Genomic DNA, 16,053 nt, shown 5'->3' with positions numbered 1-16,053 from the left:
TACAGAGTGCTAGAATTTTAGTTTTGAGTCAAGAATTCATCAAAGTGTAGTTACAGATTGGAATAAAAGCTATGAGCGGCGCTCATAGCTTATAGAGGTTAGTTTGTTGAAGGAAGTTCCATAATGCCGTCTATTTCTACTTGTACACCTTTAGGTAGTGCACGAACGCCAATAGCAGCGCGAGCAGGATAAGGCTGTTTAAAATATTGGCTCATTACTTCGTTAACAATGGCAAAATTTGAAAGATCAGTAAGGTAAATATTTACTTTTACTAAATCTTGAATGGTGCCGCCAGCTTCTTCACAAACCGCACAAATATTTTTAAATACTTGGTGTGTTTGCTCGCTAAAGTCTTCAGATATAACGTCCATTGTTTCAGGGACAAGTGGAATTTGCCCAGATAAATAAACCGCTGTGCCCACTTTTACTGCTTGGCTGTATGTGCCAATCGCTGCAGGTGCTTTATCCGTTGATATAAATGCTTTATTCATGATGTTCCTATTTTATTTTTTACGATAGACTTTTTGTACATCCGGCATCACACGTATACGACGCATGATATTAGCGACATGGATACGGTTTTTAACTGTGATCCCTAAGTCTATCACGTATAAATTACTTTCTTTTTCATCGGTAGCTATTTCTACAATATTGGCCTGTGTCGTTGCGACCACATTGGTTAATTTAGCCAGCGCACCTTGGTGGTTAATAATTTCTACTCGTAAAGCCGCAATGTATTCTTTTTCTGGATTATCATCCCATTTTACGACTAGGTATTTTGAACGATCATTTTCCCAGCCACGAATGTTCTTACACTCTTGGCGATGAACCGTTAAACCTTTACCCTGGCTTACGTGAGCTGTAATAGCGTCTCCAGGCACTGGACGACAACATTTAGAATAATTAACTAACATGCCTTCTGTACCAATAATGGTCGCTTTTGCACGTTTAGCAATATCGTTTAAATCATCGTTATCGTTTTGTAATAAGCGTTTGGCAATCAGCATGCTCATTAAATTACCTGAGCCAATTTCTACCAGTAGCTCTAAGGTTGAAGAGAGTTCATGCTCCTCAAGCACTCGCGTAATATTTTCAGCTGGCAGGTTATCAAACTTGTTTTCACCTAGGGCTGAATCAAGTAAGCGACGACCTAATAATAATGCTTCTTCATGCTGTTGGCTTTTAAGGTAGTTACGTACGCCCAGTCGCGCTTTACCAGTAACAATAAAGTTAAGCCATGTTGCGTTAGGATGAGCGCCTGAGCTAGTAATAATTTCTATTGTTTGCCCAGTATCAATGGCTTTACTTAAAGGATAAGGTTTACGATTAACGCGTGCGCCTACACAAGTATTACCAACATCAGTATGAACGGCATAAGCAAAATCGACCGCAGTCGCGCCCATTGGCAGTTCAACGATGCGACCATCTGGGGTAAAGACATAAATTTCTTCAGGGAAGAGTTCGGTTTTAACGTTTTCAACAAACTCAAATGATGATCCCGCACTTTGCTGTAACTCTAGTAAGCTTTGCATCCATTGGCGAGCACGCTGCTGCGCAGTGTGACCCGCATTGTCACCAGACTTTTTATACATCCAGTGAGCCGCGACTCCTTTGTCTGCCATGTGATCCATATCGTGAGTACGGATTTGAATTTCAACAGGAATACCATGCGGGCCAACCAAAGAAGTATGAAGTGATTGATAGCCATTAGTTTTTGGCACGGCAATATAGTCTTTAAAGCGGGTTTCAATTGGCTTATATAAGTTATGAGCAACGCCGAGTACGCGATAACAGGTGTCCATAGAATCTACCGCAATACGAAAAGCGTAAATATCCATGACTTCGTTAAATAGTAACTCTTTGTTGAGCATTTTTTTATAAATACTGTATAGATGCTTTTCACGGCCTGATACGGTGGCCTTTATGCCAGACTCCTCAAGGCGTGCTTCAATTTCTGTTTGAATATTTGAAATAACTTCTTTGCGATTTCCACGCGCTTTAGCCACTTCAGATTTAAGTGCACGATGACGCATTGGATACAGCGCTTGAAAACCTAAGTCTTCTAGCTCATTTTTTATATCGTGAATACCTAAACGATTAGCAATCGGCGCATAAATTTCTAGAGTTTCGCGAGCAATACGGCGGCGTTTATCAGGACGAAGTGCGCCTAATGTTCGCATGTTATGCGTTCTATCAGCCAACTTGATTAAAATAACCCGAATATCTTGGGTCATTGCCATAATCATTTTTCGATAGTTTTCAGCTTGAAACTCTTTTTTATCTTTAAAGCTTAACTTATCAAGCTTGCTCACACCTTCAACGAGTTCAGCCACCGTTTCACCAAATATTTCAGCTAAATCTTGTTGGCTAAAATCGGTATCTTCAATCACATCGTGCATCAATGCTGCCATGAGCGTTTCATGGTCAAGGTGCATGCTAGCTAGTATCTGAGTTACTTCAACGGGGTGAGTAATGTAAGGCTCGCCACTTGAGCGAGTTTGACCTTCATGGGCCTCTCGGGCTACCACATAGGCTTTTTGAACTAGCTCAACATCGTCTGCTGGCAAGTATTTTGAGATTTTCTTTTTAAGACCTTCAAAAAGATACATTCACACTCCAATGTTCTCGTGAAGCAAATAAGTTAGGATAAGTTACGAATATACGATGAAAACAAAGGATTGCCAACGGCTATAGTTGAAATACTATGCCGTTAGCTAAATCAAACCGGGCGGTTGATTATTGGTTGCCACCAACAATGGCAGCAACAGCAGCTAGTTCTGCCGCTTCTTGGTGTTGTTGTTCTTCACGGTCAATAACATCCATTGAAGAATTATCAACTAAACCAAGTTCGATTTCACGTAAAGCAACAACTGTTGGCTTATCGTTCTCAGGATCTACTAGTGGATCTTTACCACCAACAGCAATTTGGCGGGCACGACGGGCCGCAACTAAAATTAAGTCAAAACGATTACCAATTGCATCTACTGCATCTTCAACTGTTACGCGAGCCATCTTAGCACTCCAAAATAATTTAAAAGCAAAGGCGTAGTTTACTGCACGCAGCAGGTTTCGCCAATAGCCAGTGGTTAATTTTTATCTGTTTTAGGGCATGAACACCTAATTTATCTTAATTTAGATTATTTGAGTAGCTCATTAATTAAAGTTTGATGACGTGTTGTTTGCGCTTTTAGCGTTAATCGCTGTGCAATAACAATACTTTCTATCTCACTTAAAGCAGTATCAAAATCATCATTCACAACAACAAAGTCATACTCATCGTAATGAGAGGTTTCTGATTGAGCTTGTGCCATACGCCCGGCAATAATTTCAGCTGAGTCTTGGCCACGGTTATTTAAACGTTGCTCTAACTCTTGCTTTGACGGCGGTAAAATAAAGATAGTTTTTACGTCATCCATTATTTCTCGAACTTGGCGAGCGCCTTGCCAATCAATATCTAAAAACACATCAATGCCAGCGGCGAGTTGCTCTTCAATAGCTTGCTTAGAAGTACCGTAATAATTGTCAAATACTTGTGCCCATTCAAAAAAGTCATCTTTGGCAATTAGTGCCTTAAACTCATCAACCGATACAAAATGGTAGTGTTCCGCATCGTTTTCACCAGGGCGCGGTGCGCGGGTGGTGTGTGATACCGATACTTTCATATCAGCATGTTTTTTCAGTAATGCATTTATTAAGCTCGATTTACCCGCCCCAGAAGGCGCAGATAAAATAAATAAGTTTCCGCGAGAGTGTGCCATTATTTTCTCTATCTAAAAATAAACAGGCTCGAACTATAAACAGCTCAAGCCTTCAATTATTATATTGTACTTTATTTAGCTAATTATGCTCAAGTGAGTGGTAAAGCCAAAAAAAGTTACTCAATATTCTGGATCTGAATATGGAACGATATTTTAAACCTCATTATTATCAGTGGTTTAATCTTGGTGGAGAGTGTTTTAACTGTGTTTGGTAACCGCTATGGTAACCACTTGGAGTCGGTTTCTGGTGCATAGAGATTATTTTACTAAAGAGGAAGTAAGTTTAAATCAGTACCGAAAAACATACATAAAAATTGATAAACTGTTTAGTTTTTGTATTATACACCCAATTGTAATCAAATAATCAAGGAAGAGTGTTTTTATGAAACAATTACAGCAGTACCCTCACCCTGAAAGGCCTCAAAACCCTTCACCCTTAGAAATGGCTATTTATAATTATGAGTTAAAAGCTAAAGATTTTCATAACAAGCGAATAGCTCAAAAAGGGCAGGCGAGTGAAGAGCTTAAAAATAAGATGGCTCGTGACTTTAATCATTTGCAAAAAGAGAAAGAGAGAATTACAGCTCATGCTCGCTTACAAACAGATTTAAAAGAATATCGTGAGCTGAGTGCAAACTCTACAGTTACACAATTAAAACAAGAAAAGCATCATCCAACGCAAAAGCTTGCTCGTCACTTGGCTGCAATAGGGGAACCCAAACCAACTAAGCTACACGAGGCTCACCATATTATTTGTGGCACAGGGAAATACCAATCAGCGAACATGTTACAAACAAGACTTAACCTTCATCTGCATGGAGTTGGCATTAACGATCCCATTAACGGTGTATGGCTAATAAACTTTGAAAAAAATAAAGACCAGAACTGGGATAGCCCAGCTTCGCCACCTCATCGAAAGCTACACAGATATAACTATGAGACATGGATTAATACTAACTTTGGTAATGCGGCTACGCCTAGAGCTTTATTTTTGAATAGGCTGAAAACGGTTAAAGTTAAAATAAAAACAGGTACTGTGCCTGCAGGTTTACTTGCACCAAAAGATGAAAACTGGAAGGCTTTATAGTGACTGTATATCAAATTAAAAACGAAGCTTACACATATGACGTGATCGACCTTGATATTGTTGAGCTCTCAGAAACAATTTCAAAAAATAACGACCTTGATACAGATACTGTACTAAGGATGTTTATGTCATCTTCACTTAATAATATCGAATTTAGCCATCTATGGCCCGAAGGACTACACTTTGACTATTTTGGTAAAGCTAAAAAGCAAAACTATGACATATCGCGCTTAGGTCATTTTTTAATAATGAAGATGCCAGTATATGAGTTATTGAAAGAGCGTTTAGCTAGTTTTGGAGAGTTTTTACCCGTTAAAGCTGAAGGCAATAACATGATGTTGTTTAATTTGCTTACCTTCGGACAAGAGCAAAAAGACATGTGTTTGACCAAGTACGAAGATGGCTTTGAAGACGGTTTAGAGTTACTTAACTTTGAGCAAGATGATATACAAAATAAGTTATTATTTAAGTCTAAGCTGGAAGGCGCTCAAAAAGTTTATTGTACTGATGAGTTTAAAAATATCATCCAAAGTAACAAACTTAAAGGCTTAGTGTTTGACGAAGACTTACTAGATCCGTTTGTTTGATTTTATACTTATAAAGTGTATTTATCACTCAAGTATACTTTTTAGGTATATACAAATATCTTGAAATTATACTTTTAAGCTCTACAATTTGACGTAACAACACCCCTCCCGCTACCCTTAAGCTCAGCGCCCTGCGAGGGGTTAATTGTTTATAAAGCATAGTAAAGCTGCTTACATAACCTTTGCCCCATATTCTTAATTTGTATATTATCTCAACTAATGAGAATAATGGATTAGCTGTTTAGTTATCTACTAATATGGTTTGGCAGGGAATAGTATGTCGTTACGCGATCACCAATCTTTCATTACTCCACTTTTAAAATGATATACTTGCAAGCCAAACGCTACACCAATAAAACAGTTGGCCGCCCAGATATACAAGCCTTTGCCGGTGCGCTTGATATGCACCGCGCTAAAAAAGGTGTATTCATCACCACCAGCGGTTTTAGTAAAGACGCTTTTGATTACATTGGTAGAATAGACAAACGCATAGTGCTTATAGATGGTGCGCAACTTACCGAGCTAATGCTTACCCATAACTTAGGCGTTAGTACCAAACGCGTATTTGAAGTAAAAGCGCTTGATAGCGATTATTTTATAGAAGATTAATTAGGCAAAACTAATGACCAATACTGAAGAACAACAATTTCTAACCGATCTTGAAAAAAAACTCTGGAATGCTGCCGACAAACTACGTTCAACTCTTGATGCTGCGCAGTATAAACACGCCGTACTGGGTTTAGTGTTTATTAAATACGTGTCTGATGCTTTTAAAATTCGCCAAGACGAATTAATCTCCGCGTTTAATAATCCTGATAGCGATTACTTTTTAGACCCAGAAGACTTTGGAGGGAAAGAATCAGCTGAGTACCAAGAAGAACTTGCAGTTGAGTTAGAACAGCGTGATTATTATCTTGAAACCAATACATTTTGGGTGCCAACTCAAGCGCGCTGGTCGTTTTTACAAGATAATAATAAAACGGTAATTGGTGGCGCTGAGCTGCCAATTGGTAACGATAAAACCATTAAAATCACTTCGGTCGGTCACTTAATTGATAACGCGCTTGATGCCATTGAAGTTGCCAACCCAAAACTTAAGGGCGTACTTAATAAGCAATACACACGCCTGCAAATAGACCAAGTTAAACTGGCAGAACTTATCGACTTAATCGCGACTATTCCTTTTGTGCATGCGTCATTAAATTCAAAAGATATTCTGGGTCATGTGTATGAATACATGCTTGGCCAATTTGCATTAGCAGAGGGTAAAAAAGGTGGTCAGTTCTACACGCCTAAATCAATTGTAAGCCTCATGGTACAAATGATGGAACCCTTTAAAGGCCGTGTATACGACCCAGCTATGGGCTCGGGTGGGTTCTTCGTACAAAGTGAGCACTTTATAAATGCGCACAAAGGTAAAATTGGCGATGTGTCTATTTACGGCCAAGAATACAACCACACCACATGGCAGTTAGCATCGATGAATATGGCGATTCGTGGTATCGATTTTAACTTTGGTAAAGAGCCAGCTAATACCTATACCAACGATCAACACCCTGATTTGCGTGCCGACTTTGTAATGGCTAACCCGCCATTTAACATGAAAGAGTGGGATGTTGGCGTGAGTGATGATGACCCTCGCTGGGCATATGGCACGCCGCCATCGGGTAATGCCAACTTTGCTTGGTTACAACACATGTTATATCACACAGCGCCCAATGGCAGTGTTGGCTTGTTACTGGCTAATGGCTCAATGTCGTCAAACACCAATAACGAAGGTGCAATCCGCAAAGCCCTCATTGAGCAAGACCTAGTAGAATGCATGGTAGCCTTGCCCGGCCAGCTATTTACGAATACCCAAATCCCTGCCTGTATTTGGTTTTTAACTAAAAACAAAAATGCGCGAGTGAGTGCCTCAGGCCGTCAATTAACCGACCGCCGTGGCAAAGTACTATTTATTGATGCGCGCAACTTAGGCTATATGAAAGACCGTGTATTGCGCGACTTTACTCAAACCGATTTAGACCAAGTAACCGCCACCTTTCACAATTGGCAGCAAGCAAGCGACTATCAAGACACCGCAGGCTTTTGTGCCAGTGTTGATTTTGCAGGCATTACCAAACACGATTTTGTATTAACCCCAGGGCGTTATGTGGGCGCAGAAGCCGCCGAAGACGATGGCGAACTCTTTGCTGATAAAATGGCGCGCTTAACTACTCAGCTTAAAAGCCAATTTGCAGAGTCAGAGCATTTAGAGGCGCAAATAAAACAAAACCTCGAAGGCTTAGGGTATGACATCTAAACAACCTAATATCACAACCGAGGTTACACCTGTGCTATTAGCCAATATTCGTCAAGTAATTGACCAAGCGCAAAGCCAAGTTAAACATGCGGTTAATAGCGCCATGGTGCAAGCTTACTGGCATATTGGCCAGTTAATTGTTGAACAAGAACAACAAGGGCAAAACCGTGCCGAGTACGGGAAATCCCAACTTAAACAGCTCTCAATGCAGTTAACCAAAGAATACGGTAAGGGTTTTTCTAGCCGTAATCTTGCTAATATGCGCAGCTTTTATCTGGCGTTTCCAATTTTGCAGACACTGTCTGCAAAATTGAGTTGGTCGCATTACACTCAACTAATTCGTATTGAAAACCAAGCGGCACGGCTTTGGTATATGCAAGAATCTGCCGAGCAAAATTGGAGCGTGCGCGCACTTGAACGCCAAATGGGCACCTTGTATTACGAGCGCTTATTAGCCAGTAAAAATAAACAGCCCGTTGAGCAAGAAGCCCAGCAAAATACTTTGCTACTGACCGATAAAGCGCAAGACTATTTACGCGACCCCTACATTCTCGACTTTTTAAATTTAGATAGCGGACAATACCTAGAAGCAGACCTAGAGCAAGGCATTATTAATAACTTACAAAAGTTTTTATTAGAGCTAGGTAAAGGCTTTGCCTTTGTGGCGCGCCAACAACGTATTTGCACTGACGATGGTGACTATTTTATAGATTTAGTATTTTACAATTTCCATCTTAAATGCTTTATGCTGATTGATTTAAAACTCAACAAACTCACCCATCAAGATGTGGGACAAATGGACATGTACGTGCGCATGTACGAAGAGCAACAACGCCGCCCTGACGATAATCCCACTATTGGTTTAATTCTCTGTAGCGAGCATAACCACACCGTGGCTAAATACTCCGTGCTGAACGAAAGCAAGCAGTTATTTGCGTCAAAATACCTGACTCAATTACCGAGCGAAGAAGAGCTAAAGCGCGAGCTTGAAAAAGAGCGTGCCCGCGTGCAACAGCAGCTGAGTAACCAGCAAAAGGAGCTTGATGATGAAGAGTAAGTATTTGATGGCAAAATTAATTGGTGTGCCAATGAAGCGTATAAAAAAAAGAGGCATTGGTTTATGAATTGGATAGAAACAACTGTTGGAGAATATTGCCCATTCGTTTATGGAAAAAGTTTACCTAAAACCCAGCGTACCGAAGGTGATATTCCTGTTTTTGGCTCAAATGGCTGCGTGGACTATCACAACAAAAGTTATGTGAATGGCCCTGGTATTATTATTGGTAGAAAAGGCAGTGTTGGTGCAGTCCATTTATCTGTAGAGCCTTTTTGGCCAATAGATACTTCTTTTTATGTAGAAAAGGAAAGTATTGATGAGCTTAAGTTTACTTATTACCTATTAAAGTCATTAGGTTTAAAGGGGATGAATTCTGATAGTGCAGTCCCTGGATTAAACCGCGAAAATGCACATGCATTACCAATCAGAATACCTGAAAAAATACAGGATAGAGAAAAGCTTGGTCAATGGATTTCTGTATATGACTCTAAAATCGAACTCAACCGCCAAACCAACCAAACCTTAGAGCAAATTGCACAGGCAATATTTAAAAGCTGGTTTGTCGATTTTGATCCCGTACGCGCAAAAATAGCTGCTAATACCGCCGGTGAAAATGCGCAGCGTGCTGCTATAGCTGTTATTAGCGGTAAGAACCAAGCAGCGCTTGACCAACTAGAACAACAATACCCAGCGCAATACCAGCAACTACAAGCTACCGCCGACTTATTCCCCGATAACCTCATCGACTCAGGACTAGGCGAAATACCAGATGGGTGGGAGGTTGTTGGTTTCAAGGATATAATTAGAAAATATATCGATAATCGGGGAAAGACGCCGCCAACGGCAGAAAGTGGCATCCCTTTACTTGAGGTCAAACATTTACCTGATGGGTCAATTAAGCCAAGTTTAAATACTTCAAAATACGTTGATATTGAAACATTTAATTCTTGGTTTAGAGCGCACCTTGAAGCTGAAGATATTTTGATCTCTACAGTAGGTACAATTGGTCGTATTTGTATGGTACCTAAAGGTGTCAAAGTTGCAATCGCGCAAAACTTACTTGGAATGCGGTTCCAACGCGAAAAAGTTTCTCCTTATTTTATGTATTACCAAATGGATAGTCTTAGGTTTAGACATGATATTGATGCACGATTAGTTGTAACTGTCCAAGCCAGCATAAAAAGAAAAGATTTAGAGACAATTGATTTACTAGCACCACCAGTCGCTTTACAAAATGAGTTTGAAAAACTAATTCTTCCCTTCATTGAAATACTGCAAAGTAATCAGTCAATAGAGTTAGCTAGCACAAGAGATGCTCTTCTCCCGAAACTGCTTTCAGGCGAACTTAGTATAGACACCAGCGAAACGGAATTTTAAATGGCGATTGAAAAAATAAAGCAAAGTGCTGACTTAATTGAAAAAGTCGAGCAGTATTTACAAAATGGTTTGAACTCAAATTCCTTGTTTAATGACGCATTAGATGAGGGGGATTTACTAAGCATTCGTAGCATAAAAGATACTGAACATACCCACCAATACAAAGCCAGTGAGGTGTTGTATTGGGTTGATCGCAACGCCTATTTAGATGAGTTTGATAATTGGAATGGCGAGCAATTGCGAGATAAACACCGAGAGGCGATTGAGTATGTTGATGCGACTCAACAAGACTCAGTTGTGTCAGACTTGATTGCCCTAATTAAAAAAAAGAAAGTGGCGCCTTTTGTTGGTGCTGGGGTTTCAGCTGCTGCAGGCTACCCAAGTTGGGATACGGTACTTAAAGAGCTGGGTAAAAAGCTGACTAATGTTGATAATTTACAAGTTGAAGAACTCTTAGCTAACGAGCGCTATTTAGAATTAGCACAGCTATTAGCAGATGCATCATCTTCGCAACTCAATAATCATATTCGTACCACGTTTAGAATTAAATCGACGATTGAACAAGATAAAACTCTTGTGCCAGACGTGATTAAATTACTGCCGCGCTTGTGTGCAGGCGCTATGGTTACCACTAATTTTGATACTTTAATTGAGAGTTGGTTTAAAGCGCATAAAACGGCCTCTGAATTTGATGGAATTTTATGTGGTTTACAAGAGAATCATAATTTTGTTACTAAACTACTCAAGGGTGAGCGTTGTTTATTAAAGCTCCATGGTGACGCTACACAGCCGGAATCTTATATTTTCACTCAAACACAATATGAGCAAGGTTATGGAAGTGGTGGTATTGATTATCGTAAGCAACTCCCTAAAGCACTGCGCCAAATATATATCAGTCATTCATTATTGTTTTTAGGTTGTTCATTACAGCAAGATAAAACCATGGAGCTGTTTGAACAGGTGCGCAACGATGGTGAGTTTGTCATTCCTGAGCATTTTGCTCTATTGGCATTACCTGTTAAACCTATTGAGCAGCCACCAACAGTAGCTGAAAATAGTGGACAGGTTGTTCCTGCCTTTGAAGCGGATGATGATAAGCGCCAAGAAATGGAAGATAGATTGTTTGAATTAGGTATTCGACCTATTTGGTATCCAGCAACAGATAACCATAAAATGTTAATTCAACTGATTGAGCTGATGGTCGATGTCGCCGATGGTCGCTTAATGCTAAGGGGATAAAATGATCACGGAAGACCAACTAGAACAACTTTGTCTTAACTGGTTTCAAGGCATCGGCTATCAATATATTTGTGGTTATGATATTGCCCCTAATGAACCTGCTGCTGAGCGCAGTGATTATCGCCAAGTGATATTGCATGGGCGTTTATTAGCACAGCTTAAAGTAATTAATCCGCATATTCCATTGGCGACCCTTGAAGAAGTCGCGTTGAACTTAGGGAAAGCCGAAACCCCGATACTGATTAAAAATAATAAAGGCTTTCATCAAGCGCTATTGCAAGGTGTAAAAGTAGAATACAAAGTTAATGACGAAAGTAAAACTGACAATACCAGAACAGGCTACGTTCAGCTGGTGGATTTTAACGATGTAAATAAAAACCAGTTTTTAGTGGTGAATCAGTTCACTTTAACGGGCACTAAAGGCAATCGCCGCCCAGATGTGATGGTGTTTATTAACGGCTTACCGTTGGCGCTATTGGAGCTGAAAAACCCCATTGATAATAACGCTGACATTTGGCAGGCGTTTCAACAAATTCAAACCTATAAAGATGAGCTACCTGATTTATTTATTTTTAACGAGGCGCTTGTTGTTAGTGATGGCTTAACTGCAAGAGTGGGCTCGCTAACGGCTAATAAAGAGCGCTTTGTACCGTGGCGCACTGTAAATAGTGAAGATGACAAGCCGCTATTTGAATATCAGTTAGAAACCTTAGTAAAAGGTTTTTTTCAGCCTGCGCTGTTTTTAGATTATTTGCGCCACTTTATTCTGTTTGAAGAGGATGATGGTAAAACCATTAAAAAAATCGCGGGCTATCATCAATTTCACGCCGTGCGCGCTGCAGTAAAGGCAACATTAATTGCTGAAGCGAAGGCGCAGCTTGCAGAGCCTCGCGCTAATTATGTTGATAAAGTGCAGGCAGGCTCCGGCAAAGCAGGGGTTGTGTGGCACACCCAAGGTTCGGGTAAATCGATTTCGATGTTGTGCTATGCGGGTAAGCTGATGGCACAACCGCAAATGAATAACCCAACCATAGTGGTGGTAACGGATCGCAATGATTTAGACGGCCAGCTTTATAATACCTTTTGTATGGCAGCGGATACGTTAAAACAAACGCCAGTGCAAGCAGGGGATAGGGACGAGCTGCGTGATATTTTAACTGCTCGCCAAGCGGGTGGCATTATATTTACCACTATTCAAAAGTTTGCCCTGTTAGCTGATGAGAAAAGCCATCCTAAATTGAGTGAACGCCACAATATTGTGGTGATTTCAGATGAAGCTCATCGCAGCCAATATGGCGATAAAGCCAAGTTAAACAGTAAAACAGGCGAATATACTTTTGGCTATTCTAAGCACTTACGCGATGCGCTGCCACAAGCGACGTTTATTGGCTTTACTGGTACACCTATTGACGCTGCCGATAAAGATACACGCGCCGTATTTGGTGATTATGTGTCGGTTTATGATATTCAAGATGCGGTAGATGATGGTGCTACGGTGCCTATTTATTATGAATCACGCCTTGCCAAGCTGGATATCAACCAAGCAGATATAGAAAGCTTAAATGATGACGTAGATGAAGTGATTGAGGACGAAGAGGATATTTCGAGCCGAGAAAACACTAAATCAAAATGGGCAGCGCTTGAAAAACTAGTAGGCAGTGAGCCCAGAGTTAATTTAGTTGCAAAAGATTTAGTGGCGCACTTTAGTGAGCGTACCAATACTATGCAGGGCAAAGGCATGATAGTGGCAATGAGCCGCGAAATTTGTGCTGATTTATACAATGCCATAATCGCTATTAAACCCGACTGGCACGATGATGACCCCGCCAAAGGCGCAATTAAAATTGTTATGACTGGCTCAGCGTCAGACAAAGCGAAGCTACAGCCACACATTTACAATAAAGAAACTAAAAAGCTGTTTGAAAAACGCTTTAAAGATGTAAATGACCCGCTGCAATTGGTAATAGTGCGCGATATGTGGTTAACGGGCTTTGATGCGCCAAATTGCCACACTATGTACATCGACAAACCCATGAAAGGCCATAATTTAATGCAGGCCATTGCCCGCGTTAATCGGGTATTTAAAGACAAGCCCGGTGGTTTAGTGGTCGATTACATTGGAATTGCCAATGAATTAAAAGCTGCGCTGCACACTTACACTAATTCAAACGGTCGTGGCCAGCCCACTCATGATGCTCACGAAGCGTTTGCGGTATTACTTGAAAAAATGGATATTGTGCGTGGCATGCTACATGGCTGTGATTACAGTGACTATGAAACTCACGCACTGCAATTATTGCCTAAAGTGATGAATCATATTTTAAGCTTACCTAACTCGGGCGATGGTAAGCTTGACGGTAAAAAACGCTTTTTAGATGTGATGGCAGCGCTTAGTAAGGCGTACACTTTATGCGGCACGCTAGATGAAGTGGCTCCCCTTAAAACTGAAATTGCTTTTTTTGCCGCAGTAAAAAGCGCATTGGGCAAATTTACCACCGTAGATAAACGCCGCACCGATGAGGATAAAAACACCGCCCTTAAACACATCATCGACAATGCGCTTATTGCTGAAGGTGTTGACGATATTTTTAAGCTGGTGGGCTTAGATAAACCTAATATTGGTTTGTTATCGCCTGAGTTTATGGAAGACGTGGCGAACATGAAAGAAAAAAACCTCGCCGTTGACTTACTCGAGAGACTATTACGTGACGAAATAAAAGCGCGAATGAAAACAGATGTAGTATCAGAGAAAAAATACTCTGACCGTATTCTAGAAACGCTGCGTAAATACCATAACCGCGCTATTGAAACAGCTCAGGTGATTGAAGAGTTAATCAAAATGGCCAAAGACATGGCCGCCGATGCTGAAATGGCTGAAAATTCAGGATTAAATACCGATGAAATAGCTTTTTATCGTGCGCTGATTCAAAACGAATCCGCAGTACGCGAACTTGGTGATGACTCGCTGCGCAGTTTAGCAAAAGAAGTGACCGAAAAGCTGCGTAAGTCGACCACGGTTGATTGGCAGGTACGCGATAGCGTGCGCGCAAAGCTGCGCAACTTAGTGCGCAGAGCATTACGTAAGTTTAAGTACCCGCCAGATAAGGCAGATGAGGCAATAGAGCTGTGTTTAAAGCAAGCTGAAGCGCTAAGTAATAGCTGGACACAAGACTAATGCATTTTAATTATGTAAATCAGCATGTAGTGTGATTAGGTCCGGACCTAAACCGTGAAGGTCCGGAGTTAAGCTCCAAGGTCCGGACCTTTGAGTAAATATTCTGACTCAGACTTCGCTGATGTACTCGAAACTAAACCCAGCTTATTGCAGCGCAAAAAAGTACTGCCCATCATTACTGATAAATTTAAATGCTTTGTAGATACGTTTATGACAGGGTTTTAAAGGGCTGTAGTCGTGTTTTTTGTAAACCGTCAACGGTTGACGGCTTGTTAAGAATGTATAAGTGAGGACGCTGACAGCTCGCTATGCACTTAGTGATAACTTTGCTGATGTACTCGAAATCAACCTCAGCCTTTTACAGCGCAGAAAATACCGTCAGTAATAACGGGTAAATTTAAACACTTTGTTGATACATTTATAGTAGGTATATAAAGGGCTGTGGCCGTGTTTGGTATAAACCGTCAACAGTTGACGGCTTGTTAATAACGTATAAGAGAGGACATTGCACTCATGGATTCCGAACGTATTTGGAGTGAGTTTACAAAGGCTCATTTAGATGATGAGCATGCGCGCCTTAGAAGAGGTTCAAGGTTCAAACTAGCTAAACCATGGATTAAGGGGGTCTCTTCTCCAGCGATGCCAACTAGAATGCTTTCAAAAGTAGTTGTTTATGATAGTTGGTTAAATAATTTTAATATGGATTTAGCTAATCAGATCGTCGATAAATATTCGTCACTTACTCTACGAGAGCTGGTAGAAAAGATGTTAAAAAAAATGGATGATAATCATACAAGTTATCCATATTTATGGTGGGTTTGGCCTAAGTCAAAAAAAATGCGTGTGATACATGAAGATGCTAACGGAATAACATTTGTTAAGCTTGATAATAAATGGCAGATGGTTTTTTCTTCACAAGTTGTAGGCGTGTTAGTTGGCGCACAGGGAGTGGAAGGGTATGAGTCATTACCGAGAAACTCATATTTTATTTCTTGGGAAAATGAAGAAATAGCCCTTAAACACTCTATATGAGTTATTTGCCTTAATTTAGGTGAATAAGCTTTAACTTGAACTGCCATATTCGATAATAAGGTTCAATTAAATATGACAGCTGTATACCTTCTAAAAGCTGTCCCTAGTAGCTATAGTTACAATAATTATTAGGCTCTGAGGTGTTAGTCCATGAGTAAAGATCACAATGCAAATGGTATATTAAAGTCGGTTAAAGTAATCGATGCGATTGATGATGAAATACCTTTTTCATCAGTAATTGAAGAAGACGACGAGTTGATTGAGCTGATTCGAGAGCGAGAGCATCAAAAAGAAATCGAAATTGACATAGATGATTTGTAAAGAATTAACTTAACCCTTTATTTCTTGCTCATTGCTAAGCTATTCGTTAAGACTGTAAGATTAAATATGAGTAGTACAAGTTAATTTATTTAGTAAGTTTGAGCTATAAAGTATAACT

Annotated in this window: 15 protein-coding genes; 11 read left to right on the top strand and 4 right to left on the bottom strand. The window is 40.3% G+C overall.

Features of this window, described 5'->3' with window-relative positions; genetic code table 11:
- Positions 1–98 precede the first annotated feature (98 nt).
- From PSM_RS14000 to gmk, 4 genes are all read right to left on the bottom strand, one after another.
- Complete coding sequence (locus tag PSM_RS14000) at positions 99–491, bottom strand: RidA family protein (RefSeq protein ID WP_013466064.1); 393 nt, start codon at positions 489–491, stop codon at positions 99–101.
- Between the two features lie 12 nt (positions 492–503).
- Positions 504–2,609 (bottom strand): bifunctional GTP diphosphokinase/guanosine-3',5'-bis pyrophosphate 3'-pyrophosphohydrolase, encoded by a 2,106-nt coding sequence (gene spoT / locus PSM_RS13995; RefSeq protein WP_013466063.1) that lies wholly within the window; start codon positions 2,607–2,609, stop codon positions 504–506.
- 127 nt (positions 2,610–2,736) lie between these two features.
- A complete protein-coding gene (rpoZ, locus tag PSM_RS13990; protein WP_008108220.1) occupies positions 2,737–3,012 on the bottom strand; it encodes a DNA-directed RNA polymerase subunit omega in 276 nt (91 codons plus the stop codon).
- Positions 3,013–3,137: 125 nt separating this feature from the next.
- A complete protein-coding gene (gene gmk / locus PSM_RS13985; protein WP_013466062.1) occupies positions 3,138–3,758 on the bottom strand; it encodes a guanylate kinase in 621 nt (206 codons plus the stop codon).
- Between the two features lie 382 nt (positions 3,759–4,140).
- Between gmk and PSM_RS13980 the strand changes: the two genes are divergently transcribed.
- The 11 genes from PSM_RS13980 to PSM_RS18640 all read left to right on the top strand — a co-directional run bounded on the left by PSM_RS13980 (position 4,141) and on the right by PSM_RS18640 (position 15,935).
- Positions 4,141–4,845 carry an AHH domain-containing protein gene (locus PSM_RS13980; protein WP_013466060.1) on the top strand — a complete coding sequence of 235 codons (705 nt, stop codon included), beginning with the start codon at positions 4,141–4,143 and terminating at the stop codon, positions 4,843–4,845.
- Entirely contained in the window at positions 4,845–5,432 is a 588-nt protein-coding gene (locus PSM_RS18300) for a hypothetical protein (RefSeq protein WP_013466059.1), read from the top strand. The genes PSM_RS13980 and PSM_RS18300 overlap by 1 nt, the downstream gene beginning before the upstream one ends.
- Before the next feature lie 330 nt (positions 5,433–5,762).
- The gene (locus tag PSM_RS13970) at positions 5,763–6,041 is read left to right on the top strand and encodes a restriction endonuclease (RefSeq protein WP_013466058.1); all 279 of its coding nucleotides are present in this window, start codon (positions 5,763–5,765) and stop codon (positions 6,039–6,041) included.
- Positions 6,042–6,054: 13 nt separating this feature from the next.
- A complete protein-coding gene (locus PSM_RS13965; RefSeq protein ID WP_013466057.1) occupies positions 6,055–7,734 on the top strand; it encodes a class I SAM-dependent DNA methyltransferase in 1,680 nt (559 codons plus the stop codon).
- Complete coding sequence (locus PSM_RS13960; RefSeq protein ID WP_013466056.1) at positions 7,724–8,791, top strand: PDDEXK nuclease domain-containing protein; 1,068 nt, start codon at positions 7,724–7,726, stop codon at positions 8,789–8,791. Before PSM_RS13965 ends, PSM_RS13960 begins: the two co-directional genes overlap by 11 nt.
- A gap of 63 nt (positions 8,792–8,854) precedes the next feature.
- On the top strand, positions 8,855–10,168 hold the full coding sequence (locus PSM_RS13955) for a restriction endonuclease subunit S (RefSeq protein ID WP_013466055.1): 1,314 nt from the start codon (positions 8,855–8,857) through the stop codon (positions 10,166–10,168).
- Positions 10,169–11,407 carry an SIR2 family protein gene (locus tag PSM_RS13950; RefSeq protein ID WP_013466054.1) on the top strand — a complete coding sequence of 413 codons (1,239 nt, stop codon included), beginning with the start codon at positions 10,169–10,171 and terminating at the stop codon, positions 11,405–11,407.
- A 1-nt stretch (position 11,408) separates the two neighbouring features.
- The gene (locus PSM_RS13945; RefSeq protein ID WP_013466053.1) at positions 11,409–14,582 is read left to right on the top strand and encodes a type I restriction endonuclease subunit R; all 3,174 of its coding nucleotides are present in this window, start codon (positions 11,409–11,411) and stop codon (positions 14,580–14,582) included.
- A 90-nt stretch (positions 14,583–14,672) separates the two neighbouring features.
- Positions 14,673–14,807: a hypothetical protein gene (locus PSM_RS18835; protein ID WP_013466052.1), complete on the top strand. Its 135-nt coding sequence runs from the start codon at positions 14,673–14,675 to the stop codon at positions 14,805–14,807.
- A gap of 288 nt (positions 14,808–15,095) precedes the next feature.
- Positions 15,096–15,614, top strand: a complete 519-nt coding sequence (locus PSM_RS13940) for a hypothetical protein (protein ID WP_024601827.1) — start codon at positions 15,096–15,098, stop codon at positions 15,612–15,614.
- 150 nt (positions 15,615–15,764) lie between these two features.
- Complete coding sequence (locus PSM_RS18640; RefSeq protein WP_013466050.1) at positions 15,765–15,935, top strand: hypothetical protein; 171 nt, start codon at positions 15,765–15,767, stop codon at positions 15,933–15,935.
- Positions 15,936–16,053: the final 118 nt, after the last annotated feature.

The organism is Pseudoalteromonas sp. SM9913, from assembly GCF_000184065.1.
GTDB classification, from domain to species: domain Bacteria; phylum Pseudomonadota; class Gammaproteobacteria; order Enterobacterales; family Alteromonadaceae; genus Pseudoalteromonas; species Pseudoalteromonas tetraodonis.
Note: the sequence above shows the minus strand (reverse complement) of the source record. Positions and strands in the feature narration are given on the sequence as shown.

Excerpts from the sequence above, each read along its gene's own strand:
- PSM_RS14000 (WP_013466064.1), bottom strand. The coding sequence starts at position 491 with ATGAATAAAGCATTTATATCAACGGATAAAGCACCTGCAGCGATTGGC.
- spoT (WP_013466063.1), bottom strand. The coding sequence starts at position 2,609 with ATGTATCTTTTTGAAGGTCTTAAAAAGAAAATCTCAAAATACTTGCCA.
- rpoZ (WP_008108220.1), bottom strand. The coding sequence starts at position 3,012 with ATGGCTCGCGTAACAGTTGAAGATGCAGTAGATGCAATTGGTAATCGT.
- gmk (WP_013466062.1), bottom strand. The coding sequence starts at position 3,758 with ATGGCACACTCTCGCGGAAACTTATTTATTTTATCTGCGCCTTCTGGG.
- PSM_RS13980 (WP_013466060.1), top strand. The coding sequence starts at position 4,141 with ATGAAACAATTACAGCAGTACCCTCACCCTGAAAGGCCTCAAAACCCT.
- PSM_RS13965 (WP_013466057.1), top strand. The coding sequence starts at position 6,055 with ATGACCAATACTGAAGAACAACAATTTCTAACCGATCTTGAAAAAAAA.
- PSM_RS13960 (WP_013466056.1), top strand. The coding sequence starts at position 7,724 with ATGACATCTAAACAACCTAATATCACAACCGAGGTTACACCTGTGCTA.
- PSM_RS13955 (WP_013466055.1), top strand. The coding sequence starts at position 8,855 with ATGAATTGGATAGAAACAACTGTTGGAGAATATTGCCCATTCGTTTAT.
- PSM_RS13950 (WP_013466054.1), top strand. The coding sequence starts at position 10,169 with ATGGCGATTGAAAAAATAAAGCAAAGTGCTGACTTAATTGAAAAAGTC.
- PSM_RS13945 (WP_013466053.1), top strand. The coding sequence starts at position 11,409 with ATGATCACGGAAGACCAACTAGAACAACTTTGTCTTAACTGGTTTCAA.
- PSM_RS13940 (WP_024601827.1), top strand. The coding sequence starts at position 15,096 with ATGGATTCCGAACGTATTTGGAGTGAGTTTACAAAGGCTCATTTAGAT.
- PSM_RS18640 (WP_013466050.1), top strand. The coding sequence starts at position 15,765 with ATGAGTAAAGATCACAATGCAAATGGTATATTAAAGTCGGTTAAAGTA.